The sequence below is a fragment of the Devosia sp. 1635 genome (genome assembly GCF_013185955.1).
Classification (GTDB): domain Bacteria; phylum Pseudomonadota; class Alphaproteobacteria; order Rhizobiales; family Devosiaceae; genus Devosia.
The window spans coordinates 80,780-97,113 of the sequence record NZ_JABAOM010000005.1 but is presented as its reverse complement, the minus strand read 5'-3'; the positions used below and the strand labels follow the sequence as shown (position 1 = coordinate 97,113).

Below are 16,334 nucleotides of genomic sequence, written 5' to 3'. Positions count from 1 at the left end.
TCAACTTCCGTCTTAAGACCGATTTGGGGATGGCTCCCCACCTCTGGGCTCACCTAGACTCCCCTTGAAGCACGCAGGCCCGCTGCACGCGACGCCCCCAGGGAGAACCCCGATGCCTCTTTTTGATCATGGACCCATCCGCAACCAACTTGCGGAGCAAGCCGCGTCGTTGTCGCTGAACGAAGACGTGCCCGAGCTAGTTGCATCCGCCCTAAGGCAGGGGGAAGCAGTGCTGTCGGCCGATGGCGCTCTTTGTGTGCGCACCGGCAAGTTCACCGGCCGCTCCCCCAAGGACAAGTTCATTGTTCGCGACGCACTCACCCAAGAGCGCGTCTGGTGGGAAAACTGCGCCGCCATGACCCCGGCGCACTTCGAAGCGCTGCTCGCAGACGCCATTGCGTCCCTGGCGGGTAAGGACCTCTACCAGCAGGACCTGCTGGCCGGAGCCGACCCGACTTACCAGTATGGCGTCACTGTACTCACACCCAGTGCCTGGCACGCGCTCTTTATCCGCAATCTGCTGATACGACCCGGCGAAGCGGTACCCGCAGCTCCGGTGCCAACGCCGGTCACTATCGTGCATGCCCCACGGTTCCAGGCAGACCCGGCGCGGCATGGCAGCCGCAGCGAAACGGTTATCGCGCTGGATCTAAGCCGTAACATCGTCATCATCGCCGGAACGCTGTATGCCGGGGAGATCAAGAAAAGCGTATTCTCGCTGTTCAATTTCCATGCGCCCGACCGCGGCGTCCTGCCGATGCATTGCTCGGCCAATCAGGGACCAGATGGCGAAACGGCGCTGTTCTTTGGCCTTTCCGGCACGGGCAAGACGACACTCAGCAACGATGCCAATCGCCCCCTGATCGGGGATGACGAGCATGGCTGGAGTGAGGAAGGTATCTTCAATCTAGAGGGTGGTTGCTACGCCAAGACGATCCGGTTGAGCCCGGAAGCGGAGCCGGAAATCTTTGCCGCTAGTCGTCGCTTCGGCACCGTTCTCGAAAATGTCCTGCTTGACCCTGCCAGCAAGCTGCCGGATTTCAACGACGTCTCCCTCACCGAAAACACGCGGGCGGCCTACCCGCTCACTGTTCTGCCGCGAGTGGCGGAAGGAAGCATCGGACGCACTCCGCGCACCGTAGTCTTTCTGACCGCAGACGCCTTTGGAGTGCTGCCCCCGATCGCTCGCTTGAGCCCCGAGCAAGCGGTTTATCACTTTCTCTCCGGCTATACCGCCAAGATAGCTGGTACCGAGCGCGGCATCACCGAGCCACAGGCAACGTTCTCGGCCTGCTTTGGCGCCCCCTTCATTGCACTTCATCCAACCGTCTATGGAGCCATGCTGGCCGACAAACTCCGGGACAGCGGCGCTTCAACCTGGTTGATCAACACGGGCTGGACCGGCGGCGGCTATGGCGTTGGCCAACGGATCGACATTGCCTCTACCCGGCGCCTGCTGAACGCGGCGCTCCAGGGCGAACTCGACGACACCGCAACGCGGATCGATGAGTTGTTCGGTTTCGCTGTGCCGCTTGAGGTGCCGGACGTAGACAGCAAGCTGCTGACCCCGCGCCTCACCTGGGCGGACGCACAAGCCTATGATCGTCAGGCCACCCATCTTGCAGGATTGTTCAGCGCCAATTTCGAGAAGTTCGGCGCTTTGGCCAGCGCCTCGGCAGGACCGGTCGTCGCACAGGCGGCCGAATAAGCCAGAGCGGATAAAAAGAAGGGCGCCTCGAGGGGCGCCCTTTTTGTTCGGCTTGGATGGCTCTCAGTTGGGCGAATAGAAAATGTGCGACCCGATTTGGGCCACCTGGCTGAAAGTGTGCGACCAGGACGGGCTCACAGCGGTGGTGTGGTAGAACAGCGCCGAACGCGGCAGTGAGCCGAGCTTTTCGCCCTTGGCATATTCCGCATAAACTGTTTCGGCCAGGGCGGCCGAACGAGCCCAGGCACGCCGCTCACCGGGCGTATCGGTGCGGCCATCGCAGGCGAAAGTGAACTGGCAGCGATAACGGCCCTTGTCGGCGTTTTGGTAGATAACGCCGCAAAGGGTGGAAGGAAACTTGCCCGAGCGGGCCCGGTTCACGATCACATTTGCGACAGCCATTTGCCCAGCTTCGCTTTCGCCCCGGGCCTCATGGTAGATGGCTTGGGCCAGGCATTCACGCTCGGTATTGGCCTGCTCGATGCGCTTCCCCGTCGGCAGGAAGCCTTCATCGATATATTTGGCCAGGATTTCGGAGTTGAGCCCGGAAGCCTGCTTCGGTCCCGCCGGAGCCAAGCTGTCAATCGCGGACAGCGCACCATTGCTGCCGCCAAAGGAACCACGAGCGATGTAACCCATTAATACTTGAGAGTTCAGCTCTCCGGGCTGCTGGACTGCGCTGACGTCAAACGAACGCAAGGCCTTTTGACGTTCTACGTAATTGGCCAGCAGGGCTGGGCTGAGCTTGCGCTGGTCGGACGCCAAAGGCGCCGAGGTCGGCCCAAGCGCGGACTGTTGCCGGACCTTTTGAACCGAAGGAGGAATTTCGAGCGGAGAGACGTTGGCAGGGTCCACTGATTCAGCATGGGTCGGCACGAGAGTAACGAAGAGCACCAGGGCCACTGCGCAGAGCGCGAGTAGGTGAGAGAACGCACGTCTCGTTGTTGCTTGCCAGCTTTTCGTCAATGTCCCGTCCTTGCCCTTGGGCTCCGGCAGCCATATCCGCCGGGCCTTCGTTGGTATGCCCCCGAAGGGACGCTCGTCACGCCGGCGGCACCCTAGCCGAGGCTTGCTGAACTGCAAACCGAAATTTACGCTGTATTAACCATAGCGCTTAGGAACTTAAGACAGGGTTAACGCACGCAACGGCGCTTGAAAAGCGTGATATTTGAATGAATTGCCGGCTGCCTAGCGCCGGTTTAACGCAACCGATAAAGCTTTATGGGCTTAACGTCGCAACGACGCGATTGCCTGCGCAGTGTTGCGGCGAGGCACTGGATTTACCAGTGCGGCAGAGATTCGGTCTTAAGTAGCTGGAAAAGCAGCCCTGCGAACGTGGTGCAGACTTTCGTGAATCGCGATTCCGAGTTCGCGAATTTCGTCGCTGGGATGAACCAGATCCGGAACCATCACGGTCTGCATCCCGGCCGCATGCGCAGCCCGTACCCCGGTATGGCTGTCTTCGAGCGCCAAACAATGTTGCGGCTCGATCCCGAGCCGCTTGGCGGCCAAAAGATATGGCTCAGGAGCGGGCTTGGGATTCACCACATCGTCGCGGGTGACAATGGTGTCGAATAGATCCAACAGGCCAGCATTGCCCAGATGGGTCCAGGCATGCGCACGACGCGAGGAAGTGGCGATCGCCGTCGGGATATAGCGCTCGCGCAACTCGGTGATCAACTCGCGGGCACCGGGCTTGACCGGAATCTCCGTATGCATGCGGTCCCGCATGATCACCCGGCAACGGTCGTCAAAGATCGTGTAGGGGAAAGCAACGCCATATGCTTCCATCAACATCTGGCTGGTGTGCTCATGGCTCGCCCCGACCATGTTCATGTGCACGGCATCGGTCATCTCAAAGCCAAGCTCGGTGCACACTTCAAAGACGATAGTCTTGAACACGCTTTCGGTGTCAAGGATCGTGCCGTCCATGTCGAAAATGGCGGCTTGGAAAGGAGCCAGGTGCAGATGATGCGGTTCGCGTGTCATCTGTTCGCATATAGGGCGATTTGACTCCGGGCGCTAGGTACCGGGGACGCCTCTGCCATGCAACCGCATCAATGCAGGGGAGCCAAGGCCAAGCGTGAGCGTTGTTGATTCATGAGCCAGTTCCAACCCGCCAAGAACCATCAAAGCCTGGGCGACGCATTCTTCGATCGCGTCGCGCCGGCGGCCTTTCCCAAAACCATCTTGCGCCATCGCGATCAACGCTGGGCCGCCCGCCTGGGGCTCGAGAACCTGTCGGACGAGCAATGGATTGCTCACTTCGGCCGCTTCGAGCCGTTGACGGGCTCACTCGAGGCTCCGCTGGCGCTACGCTATCACGGCCACCAGTTCCGCTCCTACAATCCCGACCTGGGCGACGGGCGCGGGTTCCTGTTCGCCCAGGCTGTTGACCTTGAGGATGGCCGCTTGTTGGATTTGGCGACCAAAGGGTCCGGGCGCACGCCATGGTCGCGCGGCGCCGATGGCAGGCTCACGCTCAAGGGCGGCGTGCGCGAAATTCTCGCTACCGAGATGCTGGAAGCTCTGGGGGTCAACACCTCAAAGAGTCTGTCGCTGGTGGAAACCGGCGAGGAACTTGAGCGCGGCGACGAGCCGTCCCCTACCCGAGGCTCGGTTTTGGTGCGGCTTAGCCATAGCCATATCCGCATCGGCACCTTCCAGCGCCTCGCCTATCTTGAGGAAACCGAGAACATTGCCCGACTGCTCGATTACGCCATCGAGCACTACTATCCGGAACTTGCCGGCGCGGCGGATAAGCCAACCGCATTTCTCGAAGCCGTGGTCGCACGCGTTGCCGAAATGGGCGCACAATGCATCGCGGCAGGCTTTGTGCACGGCGTGCTCAACACCGATAATATCAACATCACCGGCGAAAGCTTTGATTACGGCCCATGGCGGTTCCTGCCGCGCTATGACCCGAACTTCACGGCGGCCTATTTCGATGAAACCGGACTTTACAGCTTTGGCCGGCAACCCGAAGCGCTGGCCTGGAACCTGACGCGTCTGGCCGAGTGCCTCGTGCCTTTGTCGAGCGTTGAAGCCCTTGAGCCGGCGCTCAACACTGTCTGGCCCCGGTTCAGGGCCGCCCTGCCAGCAGCATTGCTGCGGCGGCTGGGACTGCAACCGCTAGGAGCCGAGCCGGACACCGCTTTTGTGAACGCACTCTTCACCTTCATGCTGTCGAGCCAAACACCCTACGAGCAGTTCTTTTTTGATTGGCGCGGAGGCGCAGTCGGTGCGGAGCGGGCCGCGCGCAGCCCTTCGGCCAGCCACTATGCCAGCGAAGCCTTCAGGCCCGTCGCTGACGCATTGGAGGCCTATAGATCCGTTGAGGACCTCAATCTTGATCACCCCTACTTCGCCCGGGAGCGGCCGCGCACCATGCTGATCGAAGAGGTGGAGGCGATCTGGGAGCCAATTGCCGCGACCGATGACTGGTCGACCCTGCATTTGGCACTGGCCGAAATCGCCGAGATGCGCGAGGCTTATGGCATCAAGCCATAAGGAGAAACCATGCCCATTTACACCCTGGATGGTGTCGCCCCGCAGATCGACAATGATGCCGCCTGGATTGCCCCCGATGCTGTGCTGGTGGGACGGGTTATGGTTGCCGCCGATGTGGGCATCTGGTTTGGCGCCGTCGCGCGGGGCGACAACGAGCCCATCACGATAGGGGCGCGTTCCAACATCCAGGAGCATGTCGTCCTGCATACCGATATGGGCTTTCCGCTCTCGATCGGCGAGGGCTGCACCATCGGCCACAAGGCGATGCTGCATGGCTGCACCGTAGGCAACAACACGCTGATCGGCATGGGTGCCACAGTGCTCAATGGCGCCGTTATCGGGGCTAATTGCCTGATTGGCGCCGGAGCCCTCGTCACCGAAGGAAAAGCTATTCCAGATGGGTCCCTCGTCGTGGGTGCGCCGGGCAAAGTGGTGCGCCAGCTCACGCCCGACGATATCGAGCGCCTGCGGCGGTCCGCGGCGGGCTATATCCGCAATGCGCGCCGTTTCGCCGCCGGCCTTGCCTTCTCCGCTCCCGTGGCTGTTGAGTTTGACCCGGCATGATCGGTCGGCTCAACCATGTTGCCATTGCCGTGCCAGACCTGGCGGCAGCGTCCGAGCGCTATCGCACCCTGTTGGGCGCCAGCGTTTCATCACCCCAGACTTTGCCTGAGCATGGCGTTCGTCTTGTGTTTGTTGACATCGGCAACAGCAAGATCGAGCTGATGGAGCCGCTCGATGAGACTTCGCCCATCGCAGCCTTTATGGCAAGAACGCCGGCCGGCGGCCTGCATCATGTCTGTTTTGAAGTAGCTGATCTGGCCTCGGCCGCTGCCAAATTGGCCGCCGGGGGCGCCCGCGTTCTGGGTGATGGTAACCCGCGCATTGGCGCCCACGGCAACCCAGTGCTGTTCCTTCACCCCAAAGACTTCGACGGCACCCTTATTGAACTGGAACAGATTTGACCTGCGCCTGTTGTCAGGCCCTTTACCATTCCATTTGCTTGTTCTGCTTGTGCAGCCAATTTTAAAACTTGGCACGCTAGCTTTGCGCCATGGAGGGGCGGAAGACAGCTGTGGGGGCGCAACACAATTTGCAGAGCAGAGCGATCACTTGGCTTCGGCCAATGCTGCTGCCGGCCATTCTCGCGCTGGTTGTCATTGCCACGGCGGGGGTGTGGCTTGATCGGCAGAACACCACGATTGAGCAAGGCCGGATCCGCAGCTCTGTAGCGAGCCAGGCATCCTTGATCCGGGCGAGGCTTGAAGGAAACATCAACGCCAATCTGCAGCTGGTGCGGGGGATGGTCGCGGCGATCGCCAGCGAGCCCGATATGACCCAGACCCGCTTTCAGGAGCTTGCCGGCATCCTGTTCGAGCAGCCCACCCAACTGCGCTCCTTGGCGGCCGCACCTGACTTCGTGGTCCGCATGGTTTATCCGCTTGCCGGTAACGAGCGGGCCATGGGGCTCGATTACCGCATTAATGAGGTGCAGCGCGATGCTGCCATGCGCAGCCGGGACAGCCACAACCTCGTAATCGCGGGGCCCGTTGACCTGGTACAAGGGGGCCAGGGGATCATCGGTCGCTTTCCCATCTACACCAAGACGGCGCAAGGGGAGCGTTTCTGGGGCATCTTGTCGGCCATTGTAGATGTTGACCGGCTTTACGCCGAAAGCGGGTTGCTGGATCGTGGCCTGCCGATCGAAGTCTCCATTGCGGGCAAGGACGCGCAAGGCAGCGATGGCGAGCTTTTCTTTGGCCGCGATCTGGCTGCCCAGAACCCAATCCGAGCGACGGTTCTGCTGCCCTCAGGCTCTTGGGAACTCACCGCCATACCAAAGGGCGGTTGGCCCGCGGCCTCGTCATCCTGGATATTCCGGCTGGTTCTGGTGGGGGCTGGCGCCCTGGTGCTGCTGCCCATTCTCGTGACTGCACGGATGCTCAACGAACGGCATGTGCATTTTCAACGCCTCAAGCAAAGCGAGCAGGACCTCGCACGCTTGTCGCGACGGCTGGGCCTCGCCCTGGCCACCTCCCAGGTTGGGGTTTGGGAGATGGACATCCACACCCAGGAATTGCTCTGGGATGACCGGATGAACGAACTTTATGGCCTCCCCGCTGATGGCGGGCGGCGCTCCTATCGAGACTGGCAGAAGGCCTTGCACCCCGACGATCGGTACAAGGCAGAGCACGACTTTGCCGAAGCCATGCTGCGGGGCCACTACCATTCGGATTTCCGCGTTCAGCGCGCGGACGGCGCGGTCCGGCACCTGCGCGGAATGGGCGCCGTGTTTACCGATCCCGGCAGCAATCCTAAGATCGTGGGCGTGAACTGGGACGTCACGGCCGATGTGTCCCTCAACGAGGACCTGCAGCGGGCCCAGCGCCTCACGGCGGCCCGCAATATCGAACTGGAAGCGGCCCGGGTCAGGATCGAGCATAATGCGCTGCACGACAGCCTCACGGGTCTGCCTAATCGGCGCTTCCTCGACGATATCCTCAAGGCGCTCTCCAGCAACTCCGAGAACCCGGGGCGCCACATAGCGCTGCTCCATCTCGACCTTGATCGCTTCAAGCAGATCAATGACACGATGGGTCATGCTGCAGGCGACGCCATGCTGGTCCATGTCAGCCGCGTTCTGCGCGATAGTTGCGAGCCGGGAAGCTTTGTTGCCCGGGTGGGCGGCGACGAGTTCGTCGTGGTGCTTACCGACAGAACTGGCGATGCCGAACTGACCGAGCTCGCTGAGCGCATCATCTCGCGGATGCAGCAGCCGATCAGCTTTGAGGCCCATGAATGCCGCTGCGGTGTCAGCATTGGCATAGCCGTGGACGACAACTCGCCCGCTGCGGCCGAGCAGTTGTTGATCAATGCCGATATCGCGCTGTACCGGGCCAAGAAGCGCGGCCGCAACCGCCATGAGTTCTTCAGCGCAGCATTGCAAGCCGAGGTGGTCAACACCAAGCGGATCGCCGACGATATTCTGAGCGGGCTGGAGCGGAACGAGTTCATCGCCTTTTACCAGCCGCAGTTCGACGCCCGCACCCACAACTTGGTCAGCGTCGAGGCCCTTGCCCGCTGGCAACATCCACGGCTGGGATTGCTGACCCCGGATGCCTTCCTGGCCGTCGCCGAGGACCTCAACGTGCTATCAAGCATCGACCGAATTCTGCTGGACCAGACCCTGAACGATCTGCGCCATTGGGATGGGCTGGGCCTGCAGGTACCGCGCGCCTCGGTCAATGTTTCCCTGCGGCGACTGCATGACGAGAACCTGATCCAGGGCCTGAAACAACGGGACATCGAGCCCGGCCGCCTCGCCTTCGAGCTCGTGGAGTCCATCTATCTCGACGAGCAGGATCCGGTGGTCGCTTGGAATATCGACCAGCTCAAGGAGCTGGGCATCGACGTCGAAATCGATGACTTCGGTACTGGCTACGCGTCCATTGTTTCGCTGCAGCGGCTGCGCCCGCGGCGCCTCAAGATCGACCGGCAGTTGGTGCGCCCCATCACTGTTGACCCTGCCCAGCGGCAGTTGCTCGCTTCCATCGTCGATATCGGCAAGTCCATGGGCATCCAGGTGGTTGCCGAGGGCGTGGAAACCCTCGAACAAGCCTCGCTGTTGCGCGATCTGGGCTGCGATATTCTCCAGGGCTATGCCTTCGCTCGACCGATGAGCCGGGATAATCTGGATACTTTCCTGCAGGTCCAGGCCTGGCGGCACGCCTCCTAGGACTACCTGACGGTTTTAGCTGGCCGCCTCCAATGCCGCCTTGCGCGCGAGCCGCTCCCTGATGCTGGCGATGTCCGTTCGGGGCGTCGCGGCAAACAGGGTCTTGGTGTAGCCGTGCTGCGGATCGCTGAACACCGCGTCGCGGGTGCCGTGCTCCACCACATCGCCGAAATACATCACCATCACCTCATCGGCGATATAGCGCACCACCGACAGATCGTGGCTGATGAACACATAGGTCAGGCCGAACTCTTCCTGAAGGTCTTTGAGCAGGTTGAGGATCTGCGCCTGCACCGATAGGTCCAGCGCCGAAACCGGCTCGTCGAGCACCAGGAACGAGGGATTGAGCATCAGCGCCCGGGCAATGGCGATGCGCTGGCGCTGCCCGCCCGAGAACATATGCGGATAGCGATTGAAGTGCTCGGGCCCAAGGCCAACCTTGAGCAGCATGGACATGGCCTTGTCCGCCCGCTCGGCCGCGCCCATCGAAGTGTTGAGCAGCAGCGGCTCGGCGAGCACGTCGCCGATCTTCTGGCGTGGATTGAGCGAGCCATAGGGATTTTGGAACACGATCTGCACCTTCTGGCGCATTTCGCGGGTCAGGGCATGGCTGGCATCCACCTTGGCGCCATCGATCAGAATCTCACCCGAGGTCGGGGGATCGATCAAGGTGATCATGCGCGCCAGGGTTGATTTGCCGCAGCCACTCTCGCCGACCACGGCAAGGGTGCGGCCTTTCTGGAGCGAGAAATTGACGCCCTTGACCGCATGGACGACCTTGGCCGGGCGGAATAGTCCGCCCGCCGTAACATAGTCGCGCGTCAGGTTCTTGACTTCCAGAACGGGGGTGCTCATCGGGCTGCCCCCGTTTCGGGATCAAAGGCGAAGTCCGCCACGGTGGGCAGCCGATCCCCGACAGCGTTTTCCGGCAAGGCCGACAGCAGCGCCTTGGTATAGTTGGACTGAGGGTTTTCGAACAAGGATAGCACGTCGGCTTCCTCCATCTTGTGGCCCTTGTACTGAACGATGACGCGGTCCGCCGTTTCGGCGACCACACCCATGTCGTGGGTAATCATGATCAGGGCCATGCCATGCTCGGCCTGTAGGCGCACCAGCAGGTCGAGGATTTGTTTTTGAATGGTGACGTCGAGTGCCGTGGTCGGCTCATCGGCGATCAGGAGCTTGGGGTTGCAGGCGATGGCCATGGCGATCATCACGCGCTGGCATTGGCCACCCGACATCTGGTGCGGAAAGGCGCCGAGGCGTTCGGCACCGTCGCGGATGCCAACCAGATGGAGCAGTTCCACCGCGCGAGCGCGCGCGGCCCGGCCATGCAGGTCCAGATGCTCGCCGAGCACTTCCTCGAGCTGAAAGCCAATGGTGAAACAGGGATTAAGGCTGGCGACCGGCTCCTGGAAGATCATGGCAATGTCCTTGCCGATGATCTTGCGCTTGGCCTGGGCGCTCATCCCGAGCAGGTCAAGGCCCTCGAACTCCATCTTGTCGGCGGTCACGGTAGCGGTAGGGGGCAGGAGGCCCATAACTGCCAACATGGCCACGGATTTGCCCGAGCCGCTCTCGCCCACAATGGCGAGCACTTCGCGGCTGTCGACGGAGACGTCGATCCCGTCCACGGCCTTGAACAGACCCGCGGAGGTGTCAAACGAGACGGTAAGATTACGAATGTCCAGCAGAGGCATGGGTCAGCTCCGCTTCAGCTTGGGATCAAGGGCGTCGCGCATGCCATCACCGATGAGGTTGATGGCCAGCACAGTGACGAGGATGGCGAGACCCGGGAATGTCACCACCCAGGGTGCGCGCAGGATGAACTCGCGCGCGGTGGCGAGCATGGTGCCCCATTCGGGCGTAGGCGGCTGGGCCCCCATCCCCAGGAAGCCCAGTGCCGCCGCATCGAGGATAGCGTTGGAAAAGCTCAGCGTGGCCTGCACGATCAGCGGCCCCAGGCAGTTGGGCAGGATGGTAACGATCATCAGGCGCAGGTGGCCGGCGCCCGACATCTTGGCGGCGGTGACATATTCGCGGTTCTTTTCCGCCATCACCGCTGCGCGCACCAGCCGGGCGAAGTGCGGCTGCAGCACCACCGCGATCGCGACCATGGCATTGAAAAGCCCCGGCCCGAGAATGGCGACCAGAACCAGCGCCAGCAGCAGCGAGGGAAACGCCAGGATAATATCCATGAGGCGCATGATCAGCGCATCGACCCAGCCGCCGAAATAGCCGGCCAACACGCCCAGGACCACGCCCACGACCAGCGCGCCGACCACGACAAAGAGGCCGATAAACAGCGAATAACGGGCGCCATGGATTAGTCGGCTGAGGATATCTCGGCCCACGGGGTCGGTGCCCAGCAGGAACCGTGGATCACCCATTGCGTCCCAAACCGGTGGCTTGAGGAGAGCGTCGCGAAATTGCTGGTCAGGCGAATGAGGTGCGATCAAGGGGGCAAAGATCGCCACCAGCACCAGGAGGGTGAACACGACGAGGCCGATAACGGCGCCGCGGTTGACGGAAAAATAATGCCAGAATTCGCGAAGACTGGCGCCCAGGTCGGCCTTGTCGGCGACGGGAGTGGCTTGCAACTGGCTCATCTACTTCACCCTGATGCGCGGATTGATGACGGCATAGAGCACATCGACGGCCAAGTTCACGGCCATGACGATCAGGGCAATCAGCAACAGGCCGGACTGCACCACGACATAGTCGCGCTTGGAGATGGAATCGATCATCCACTTGCCGATACCGGGCCAGGAGAAGATCGTTTCGGTGAGAATGGCGCCGCCCAGCAGCAGACCGACCTGGAGACCGATCGTGGTGATCACCGGAATCAGCGCGTTGCGCAGGGCATGGACATTAATGACGCGGCGTTGCGAGAGGCCCTTGGCGCGCGCGGTGCGGACATAGTCCTCGCCCAGCACTTCAAGCATAGCCGAGCGGGTTTGCCGGGCAATCACCGCAAGCGGGATAGTGCCCAGCACCACGGCCGGCAAGATCAGGTGGCGCAGGGCGGACACGAAGGCGGGCCAGTTGCCGTAAAGCAGCGTATCGATCAGCATGAAGCCGGTGATCGGGCGCAAAAAGAAGGTCAGCGCGATGCGTCCGGACACCGGGGTCCAGCCCAGATAGCCCGAAAAGAAGATGATCAACAGCAGGCCCCACCAGAAGATGGGCATGGAATAGCCGGTCAGCGCGATCCCCATGGTGAGCTGGTCGAACCACGAGCCGCGCTTGACGGCGGCAAAGATACCGGCCGGAATGCCTACGATCACCGCAAAGAGCATGGCCACGAGGGCCAGCTCGATCGTGGCTGGGAACAAGGTCATGAACTCAGTGAGCACCGGGCGCTTGGTGGCTAGCGACACACCGAAATTGCCCTGCAGCACGTTGCCCAGGTAATTGAAGTACTGCTGCCAGAGCGGCAGGTTGTAGCCAAACTGCTCGCGCAGGATCTCGTAGCGCTCAGGGGTTACGCCATGCTGGCCGGCCATGGCCAGAATTGGATCGCCCGGCAGAACACGCACAAAAAAGAACGCGCAAAGGGTGATGCCGATCATTGTCGGCACAATCAGCGCCAGTCGGCGCAGGATAAAGTTGAGCATGGGTTGGGTTCGGGGCCCCTTGTATATGGAAAACCTCGGTCCAGCCTGGACCGAGGTTCCATCTTGGACGGGCCGGCGCGCGGGGCGCCGGCGATGATCCTTATTCCTCGATGTCCACGCCTTTGAAGGAGTGGTTGCCCAGCGGGCTCATCTTGTAATTCAGGACGGTCTTTTTCATGGGCATGAACACCCGGCTATGAGCCAGAGTCATGGCGGGTTCTTCGGCCTTGAAGATTTCCTGGGCCTGGCGGTAGAGTGCGGCCCGCTCTTCCTGGTCAGAAGTGGTCTTGGCCTTCTGGATCAGGTCTTCGAATTCCTGGTTGCACCAGCTCGAATAATTGGACACGCCAATGGCCGAGCAGGAGAACAGGGTGGCAAAGAAGTTGTCCGGATCACCATTGTCCCCGGTCCAGCCGATCTGGAATGGACCCTTGCGGTCCTCGGCCTTGCCGCGCTCGCGATACTCGGTCCATTCATAGGTGACGATATTGGCCTTGACGCCAATAGCGGCCCAGTCCGACTGGATGAGTTCGGCAACGCGCTGAGCGTTTGGATTATAGGGACGCGAGACCGGCATGGCCCAAAGGTCAGTGGTCAGCTCGGTGATGCCGGCTTCGGCAAGCAAGGCCTTCGCCTTTTCCGGGTCATAGGTGTCGGCCGGAATTTCTTCGTTATAGGACCACATAGTGGGCGGGATCAGGTTCTTGGCGTCTTCGCCAGCGCCCTGATACACCGCCTCGATAATGGCAGCCTTGTCGATTGCCATGCTCAACGCCTTGCGCACATTGACATTGTCAAACGGCGCTTCGGTGACGTTGTAGGACATGTAGCCGATATTGAGGCCTTCCTGCTCCATCACGTTCAGGTTCTGGTCAGCCTGCAGCTGCGAGATGTCGGCAGGCGCCGGATAGGACATGATATCGCATTCGCCCGCCAGGAGACGCTGCGCGCGCACCGAAGGATCGGTGGTGATGGCGAATACCAGGTCATCGATCGGCTGCTTGCCATCCCAGTAGTCGGGGAAAGCCTGGTAGCGGATCACGGTATCGAGCTGATAATCCACCAGCATGAATGGGCCGGTGCCGACTGGCTGGGTGGAGAAGCTCGCCAGGTCGCCGGATGCTTCGAGCTGGTCGGCATATTCCTTGGAGACAATGGCTGCAAAGTCCATGGCCAGGTTGGCGATCATGGGCGCATTGGGTTCGGTCAGAATAAAGGTCACCGTCAGGTCGTCATCCTTGCGGATTTCCTGCAGGTAGCGGGCCATGTCCATGCCCTGGAAGTAATCCCAAGTCATGCCCTCGAGGTAAGCATACCACGGGCTGTCTTCCTTCCACTGGCGCTCAAACGAGAAGATCACGTCATCGGCGTTGAGATCGCGCGTGGGAGTGAAATAGGACGTGGTGTGGAACTTGACGCCCGGACGCAGGTGGAAGGTGATCTCCTTGCCGTCCTCGGAGATGTCCCAGCTTTCGGCGAGACCGGGAATGGTCGCCGTGCCACCGGGCTCGAACTGCACCAGGCGGTCATAGATGGTGTGCGAGCTGGCGTCGAAATCGTTGCCACCGGTCAGCGGACCGGGATCGAAGTGAGCCGGCGAAGCTTCGGAACAATAGACCAGCTGCTTGGCCTGGGCCGCGCCGGCAGTCAGTGCGAGCACGGCGGTCGCCGCCAGCAGGCTCTTCATCAATGTCATATTTGGTGTCTCCCGGGACAGTTTTTTGCGCCCGGTTTGCCGGCCGGGCTTAACGGTCAACAAAGCGTAGAAAACAAAGGAGCGCAATGGGGGAGTTTTACCGTTTGGTCAATGCTGTGACCCTGCGGCCTTTTTTCACAATGAAGGCGCCATCCAGCTCTTTGCTGGCCCGCTCTTGACCGCTGCTTTGTAGCAGTGCTCCATCACCGCATGGCCCGATCGATTGCAACAGTTACCCTGGTGGTCCGCGAATACGATGCGGCCATCGCCTATTACTGTGACCTGCTGGACTTCACGCTTCTTGAGGATACCCCGCTGGGCGGCGGCAAGCGCTGGGTGGTGGTCGCCCCTAGGGAAAGCCGGGGCGTGCGGCTGCTCCTGGCCCGGGCAGATGGGCCCGAGCAGGAAGCCGCCATTGGCCGCCAAGCCGGCGGCCGGGTCATGTTGTTTCTCCAAACCGACGACTTCGCCGCCGACTTCGCCGCGATGACGGCAAAGGGCGTTCAGTTCCTTGAAGCACCCCGTCAGGAGCCTTATGGAAGTGTCGCGGTGTTCGCTGATCTCTACGGCAATCGCTGGGATTTGATTGAAGCGAGGCCCCTATGATCCTGTTGCGTATAGTCTCGGCGGGCCTGCTGCTGCTCCTGCCCGCCCGGGGACAGGAAGAGGGCTGGCATTATTCTCCTCTTCCGGGTGAAGGCGACCGGGCGACCCTGGGCTGCGCGCTGCGCTCAACTGCCGAGGAGTTCAACTGCATCGCCGTGCGCTGCGAAGACGACTTCTCGGTCGGCATCTATGCCCATACCAGCCGCACCGAGCCCCATACCGGCGAGTGGCTGATCACCATCGACAGGGTCAACCGCCCGTTCCCTGCCGAAAAGGGCGAAGCACCTTATGGCGCCAGGCTCCCCGATCCTGACGGGTGGCTGCTCCACAATCTCCAGAATGGGGCCGTGGCTTATCTCCACCCGCTTGAGGGCCCGCCCGCCCCGCTCAACTTCATTCCCCTGTCCGGCTCGCTCTACGAGATCAATCGCGCGCTGGCTTATTGCGTCCCGCCCAAGCCGGCCGAACCGAATGAGCCGCCGGGCGTTACCCCAGCGAACCCCTGAAGGAGAGCCCAATGGATCGTCGCCCGCTTGGCCGCAGTGAACTTGTGATCGAACCCCTGGTGCTGGGCGGCAATGTGTTCGGCTGGACCGTTGACCAGAACACCGGCTTTGAGGTGCTGGACGCGTTTGTGGACGAAGGCTTTACCGCCATCGACACGGCCGAAGGCTATCCCAACTGGGTGCCAGGCAACCCGCCGGGCCAGAGCGAAACCATTATTGGCGAGTGGCTCAAGGCGCGCGGCAACCGCGACAGCGTGCATATCTTCACCAAGGTCAACTCGGCCAAGAACCCCGGCGGCCTGGGCGCCGAAGCCATCAAGAGCGCCGTCGAAGACTCGCTGCGCCGCTTGCAGACGGACTATATCGACCTCTACCAGAGCCATTGGCCCGATCCGGCTACCCCGCATGAGGAAACCCTCGCGGCCTATGATGTGCTGATCCGCTCGGGCAAGGTGCGCGTGATCGGTGCCTCGAACTACACCGCGGCCATGATGCGCGAGGCCCATGAGATTTCCGTCATCAAGTCCCTGCCCCGTTATGATGTGCTCCAGCCGCGCTTCAATCTCTACGATCGCGAGGAAGTCGAAGGCGAGGTGCAGGAAATGGCGGTAAATGGCGATATCGGTATCATCTGCTATTACAGCCTGGCCGCAGGATTCTTGACCGGCAAGTACCGCTCCGAGGCTGATCTGAACAAAAGCCCGCGCGGTGGCGGAGTCAAGAACTACCTTAACCCCAAGGGCGAAGCGATCCTCAAGGCGCTCGACAATGTTTCGGCGCAGGTCGACGCTACGCCCGCCGAAGTCGCACTGGCCTGGATCGTTGCCCAGCCCGGCATTTCAGCGCCCATCGCTTCGGCAACGTCCGTTGAGCAGGTCAAGAGTCTCGCCAAGGGCGTGCGGCTAAAGCTCAGCGACGAGCAGGTGCAGACCCTTTCGGCGGCAGGTCGCTAGCG

15 protein-coding genes are annotated in these 16,334 nt (G+C 61.5%); 8 read left to right on the top strand and 7 right to left on the bottom strand.

What is annotated here, in order from left to right; genetic code table 11:
• Positions 1 to 112 precede the first annotated feature (112 nt).
• The gene (gene pckA, locus HRU92_RS16680; RefSeq protein WP_172121971.1) at positions 113 to 1,708 is read left to right on the top strand and encodes a phosphoenolpyruvate carboxykinase (ATP); all 1,596 of its coding nucleotides are present in this window, start codon (positions 113 to 115) and stop codon (positions 1,706 to 1,708) included.
• A 63-nt stretch (positions 1,709 to 1,771) separates the two neighbouring features.
• Here the strand turns inward: pckA and HRU92_RS16675 are convergent, their stop codons facing one another.
• The gene (locus HRU92_RS16675) at positions 1,772 to 2,347 is read right to left on the bottom strand and encodes a cell wall hydrolase (protein WP_173088717.1); all 576 of its coding nucleotides are present in this window, start codon (positions 2,345 to 2,347) and stop codon (positions 1,772 to 1,774) included.
• A gap of 666 nt (positions 2,348 to 3,013) precedes the next feature.
• Positions 3,014 to 3,697 (bottom strand): HAD family phosphatase, encoded by a 684-nt coding sequence (locus HRU92_RS16670; RefSeq protein WP_173088715.1) that lies wholly within the window; start codon positions 3,695 to 3,697, stop codon positions 3,014 to 3,016.
• Positions 3,698 to 3,808: 111 nt separating this feature from the next.
• On the opposite strand from HRU92_RS16670, the gene HRU92_RS16665 reads away from it, so the two are divergent.
• The 4 genes from HRU92_RS16665 (at position 3,809) to HRU92_RS16650 (ending at position 8,954) form a co-directional block, all read left to right on the top strand.
• Positions 3,809 to 5,218: a protein adenylyltransferase SelO gene (locus HRU92_RS16665; RefSeq protein WP_172121968.1), complete on the top strand. Its 1,410-nt coding sequence runs from the start codon at positions 3,809 to 3,811 to the stop codon at positions 5,216 to 5,218.
• Positions 5,219 to 5,227: 9 nt separating this feature from the next.
• The gene (locus tag HRU92_RS16660; protein WP_172121967.1) at positions 5,228 to 5,782 is read left to right on the top strand and encodes a gamma carbonic anhydrase family protein; all 555 of its coding nucleotides are present in this window, start codon (positions 5,228 to 5,230) and stop codon (positions 5,780 to 5,782) included.
• Complete coding sequence (gene mce, locus HRU92_RS16655; protein ID WP_172121966.1) at positions 5,779 to 6,183, top strand: methylmalonyl-CoA epimerase; 405 nt, start codon at positions 5,779 to 5,781, stop codon at positions 6,181 to 6,183. Before HRU92_RS16660 ends, mce begins: the two co-directional genes overlap by 4 nt.
• 161 nt (positions 6,184 to 6,344) lie before the next feature.
• Positions 6,345 to 8,954, top strand: coding sequence for an EAL domain-containing protein (locus HRU92_RS16650; protein ID WP_127751764.1), 2,610 nt, complete (start codon positions 6,345 to 6,347; stop codon positions 8,952 to 8,954).
• A gap of 15 nt (positions 8,955 to 8,969) precedes the next feature.
• Here HRU92_RS16650 and HRU92_RS16645 read toward each other — a convergent pair whose 3' ends face one another.
• The 5 genes from HRU92_RS16645 to HRU92_RS16625 form a co-directional block, all read right to left on the bottom strand.
• On the bottom strand, positions 8,970 to 9,809 hold the full coding sequence (locus HRU92_RS16645) for a dipeptide ABC transporter ATP-binding protein (RefSeq protein ID WP_127751763.1): 840 nt from the start codon (positions 9,807 to 9,809) through the stop codon (positions 8,970 to 8,972).
• A complete protein-coding gene (locus HRU92_RS16640) occupies positions 9,806 to 10,654 on the bottom strand; it encodes an ABC transporter ATP-binding protein (RefSeq protein ID WP_127751762.1) in 849 nt (282 codons plus the stop codon). Before HRU92_RS16640 ends, HRU92_RS16645 begins: the two co-directional genes overlap by 4 nt.
• A 3-nt stretch (positions 10,655 to 10,657) precedes the next feature.
• On the bottom strand, positions 10,658 to 11,563 hold the full coding sequence (locus HRU92_RS16635; RefSeq protein WP_127751761.1) for an ABC transporter permease subunit: 906 nt from the start codon (positions 11,561 to 11,563) through the stop codon (positions 10,658 to 10,660).
• Positions 11,564 to 12,571: an ABC transporter permease subunit gene (locus tag HRU92_RS16630; protein ID WP_127751760.1), complete on the bottom strand. Its 1,008-nt coding sequence runs from the start codon at positions 12,569 to 12,571 to the stop codon at positions 11,564 to 11,566.
• A gap of 100 nt (positions 12,572 to 12,671) precedes the next feature.
• Positions 12,672 to 14,267, bottom strand: coding sequence for an ABC transporter substrate-binding protein (locus HRU92_RS16625; protein WP_210258490.1), 1,596 nt, complete (start codon positions 14,265 to 14,267; stop codon positions 12,672 to 12,674).
• Between the two features lie 210 nt (positions 14,268 to 14,477).
• On the opposite strand from HRU92_RS16625, the gene HRU92_RS16620 reads away from it, so the two are divergent.
• From HRU92_RS16620 to HRU92_RS16610, 3 genes are read left to right on the top strand one after another with little or no spacing between them, the layout of a single operon-like run.
• Positions 14,478 to 14,873: a VOC family protein gene (locus HRU92_RS16620; protein ID WP_172121964.1), complete on the top strand. Its 396-nt coding sequence runs from the start codon at positions 14,478 to 14,480 to the stop codon at positions 14,871 to 14,873.
• On the top strand, positions 14,870 to 15,379 hold the full coding sequence (locus HRU92_RS16615) for a hypothetical protein (RefSeq protein ID WP_172121963.1): 510 nt from the start codon (positions 14,870 to 14,872) through the stop codon (positions 15,377 to 15,379). The genes HRU92_RS16620 and HRU92_RS16615 overlap by 4 nt, the downstream gene beginning before the upstream one ends.
• Positions 15,380 to 15,390: 11 nt before the next feature.
• A complete protein-coding gene (locus tag HRU92_RS16610) occupies positions 15,391 to 16,332 on the top strand; it encodes an aldo/keto reductase (protein WP_172121962.1) in 942 nt (313 codons plus the stop codon).
• The last annotated feature ends 2 nt before the right edge of the window (positions 16,333 to 16,334 follow it).

What these genes read in the sequence shown, in the direction of transcription:
- pckA (WP_172121971.1), top strand. Translation starts at nt 113, where the DNA reads ATGCCTCTTTTTGATCATGGACCCATCCGCAACCAACTTGCGGAGCAA.
- mce (WP_172121966.1), top strand. Translation starts at nt 5,779, where the DNA reads ATGATCGGTCGGCTCAACCATGTTGCCATTGCCGTGCCAGACCTGGCG.
- HRU92_RS16675 (WP_173088717.1), bottom strand. Translation starts at nt 2,347, where the DNA reads ATGGGTTACATCGCTCGTGGTTCCTTTGGCGGCAGCAATGGTGCGCTG.
- HRU92_RS16670 (WP_173088715.1), bottom strand. Translation starts at nt 3,697, where the DNA reads ATGACACGCGAACCGCATCATCTGCACCTGGCTCCTTTCCAAGCCGCC.
- HRU92_RS16620 (WP_172121964.1), top strand. Translation starts at nt 14,478, where the DNA reads ATGGCCCGATCGATTGCAACAGTTACCCTGGTGGTCCGCGAATACGAT.
- HRU92_RS16650 (WP_127751764.1), top strand. Translation starts at nt 6,345, where the DNA reads ATGCTGCTGCCGGCCATTCTCGCGCTGGTTGTCATTGCCACGGCGGGG.
- HRU92_RS16625 (WP_210258490.1), bottom strand. Translation starts at nt 14,267, where the DNA reads ATGACATTGATGAAGAGCCTGCTGGCGGCGACCGCCGTGCTCGCACTG.
- HRU92_RS16610 (WP_172121962.1), top strand. Translation starts at nt 15,391, where the DNA reads ATGGATCGTCGCCCGCTTGGCCGCAGTGAACTTGTGATCGAACCCCTG.
- HRU92_RS16665 (WP_172121968.1), top strand. Translation starts at nt 3,809, where the DNA reads ATGAGCCAGTTCCAACCCGCCAAGAACCATCAAAGCCTGGGCGACGCA.
- HRU92_RS16660 (WP_172121967.1), top strand. Translation starts at nt 5,228, where the DNA reads ATGCCCATTTACACCCTGGATGGTGTCGCCCCGCAGATCGACAATGAT.
- HRU92_RS16640 (WP_127751762.1), bottom strand. Translation starts at nt 10,654, where the DNA reads ATGCCTCTGCTGGACATTCGTAATCTTACCGTCTCGTTTGACACCTCC.
- HRU92_RS16645 (WP_127751763.1), bottom strand. Translation starts at nt 9,809, where the DNA reads ATGAGCACCCCCGTTCTGGAAGTCAAGAACCTGACGCGCGACTATGTT.
- HRU92_RS16615 (WP_172121963.1), top strand. Translation starts at nt 14,870, where the DNA reads ATGATCCTGTTGCGTATAGTCTCGGCGGGCCTGCTGCTGCTCCTGCCC.
- HRU92_RS16635 (WP_127751761.1), bottom strand. Translation starts at nt 11,563, where the DNA reads ATGAGCCAGTTGCAAGCCACTCCCGTCGCCGACAAGGCCGACCTGGGC.
- HRU92_RS16630 (WP_127751760.1), bottom strand. Translation starts at nt 12,571, where the DNA reads ATGCTCAACTTTATCCTGCGCCGACTGGCGCTGATTGTGCCGACAATG.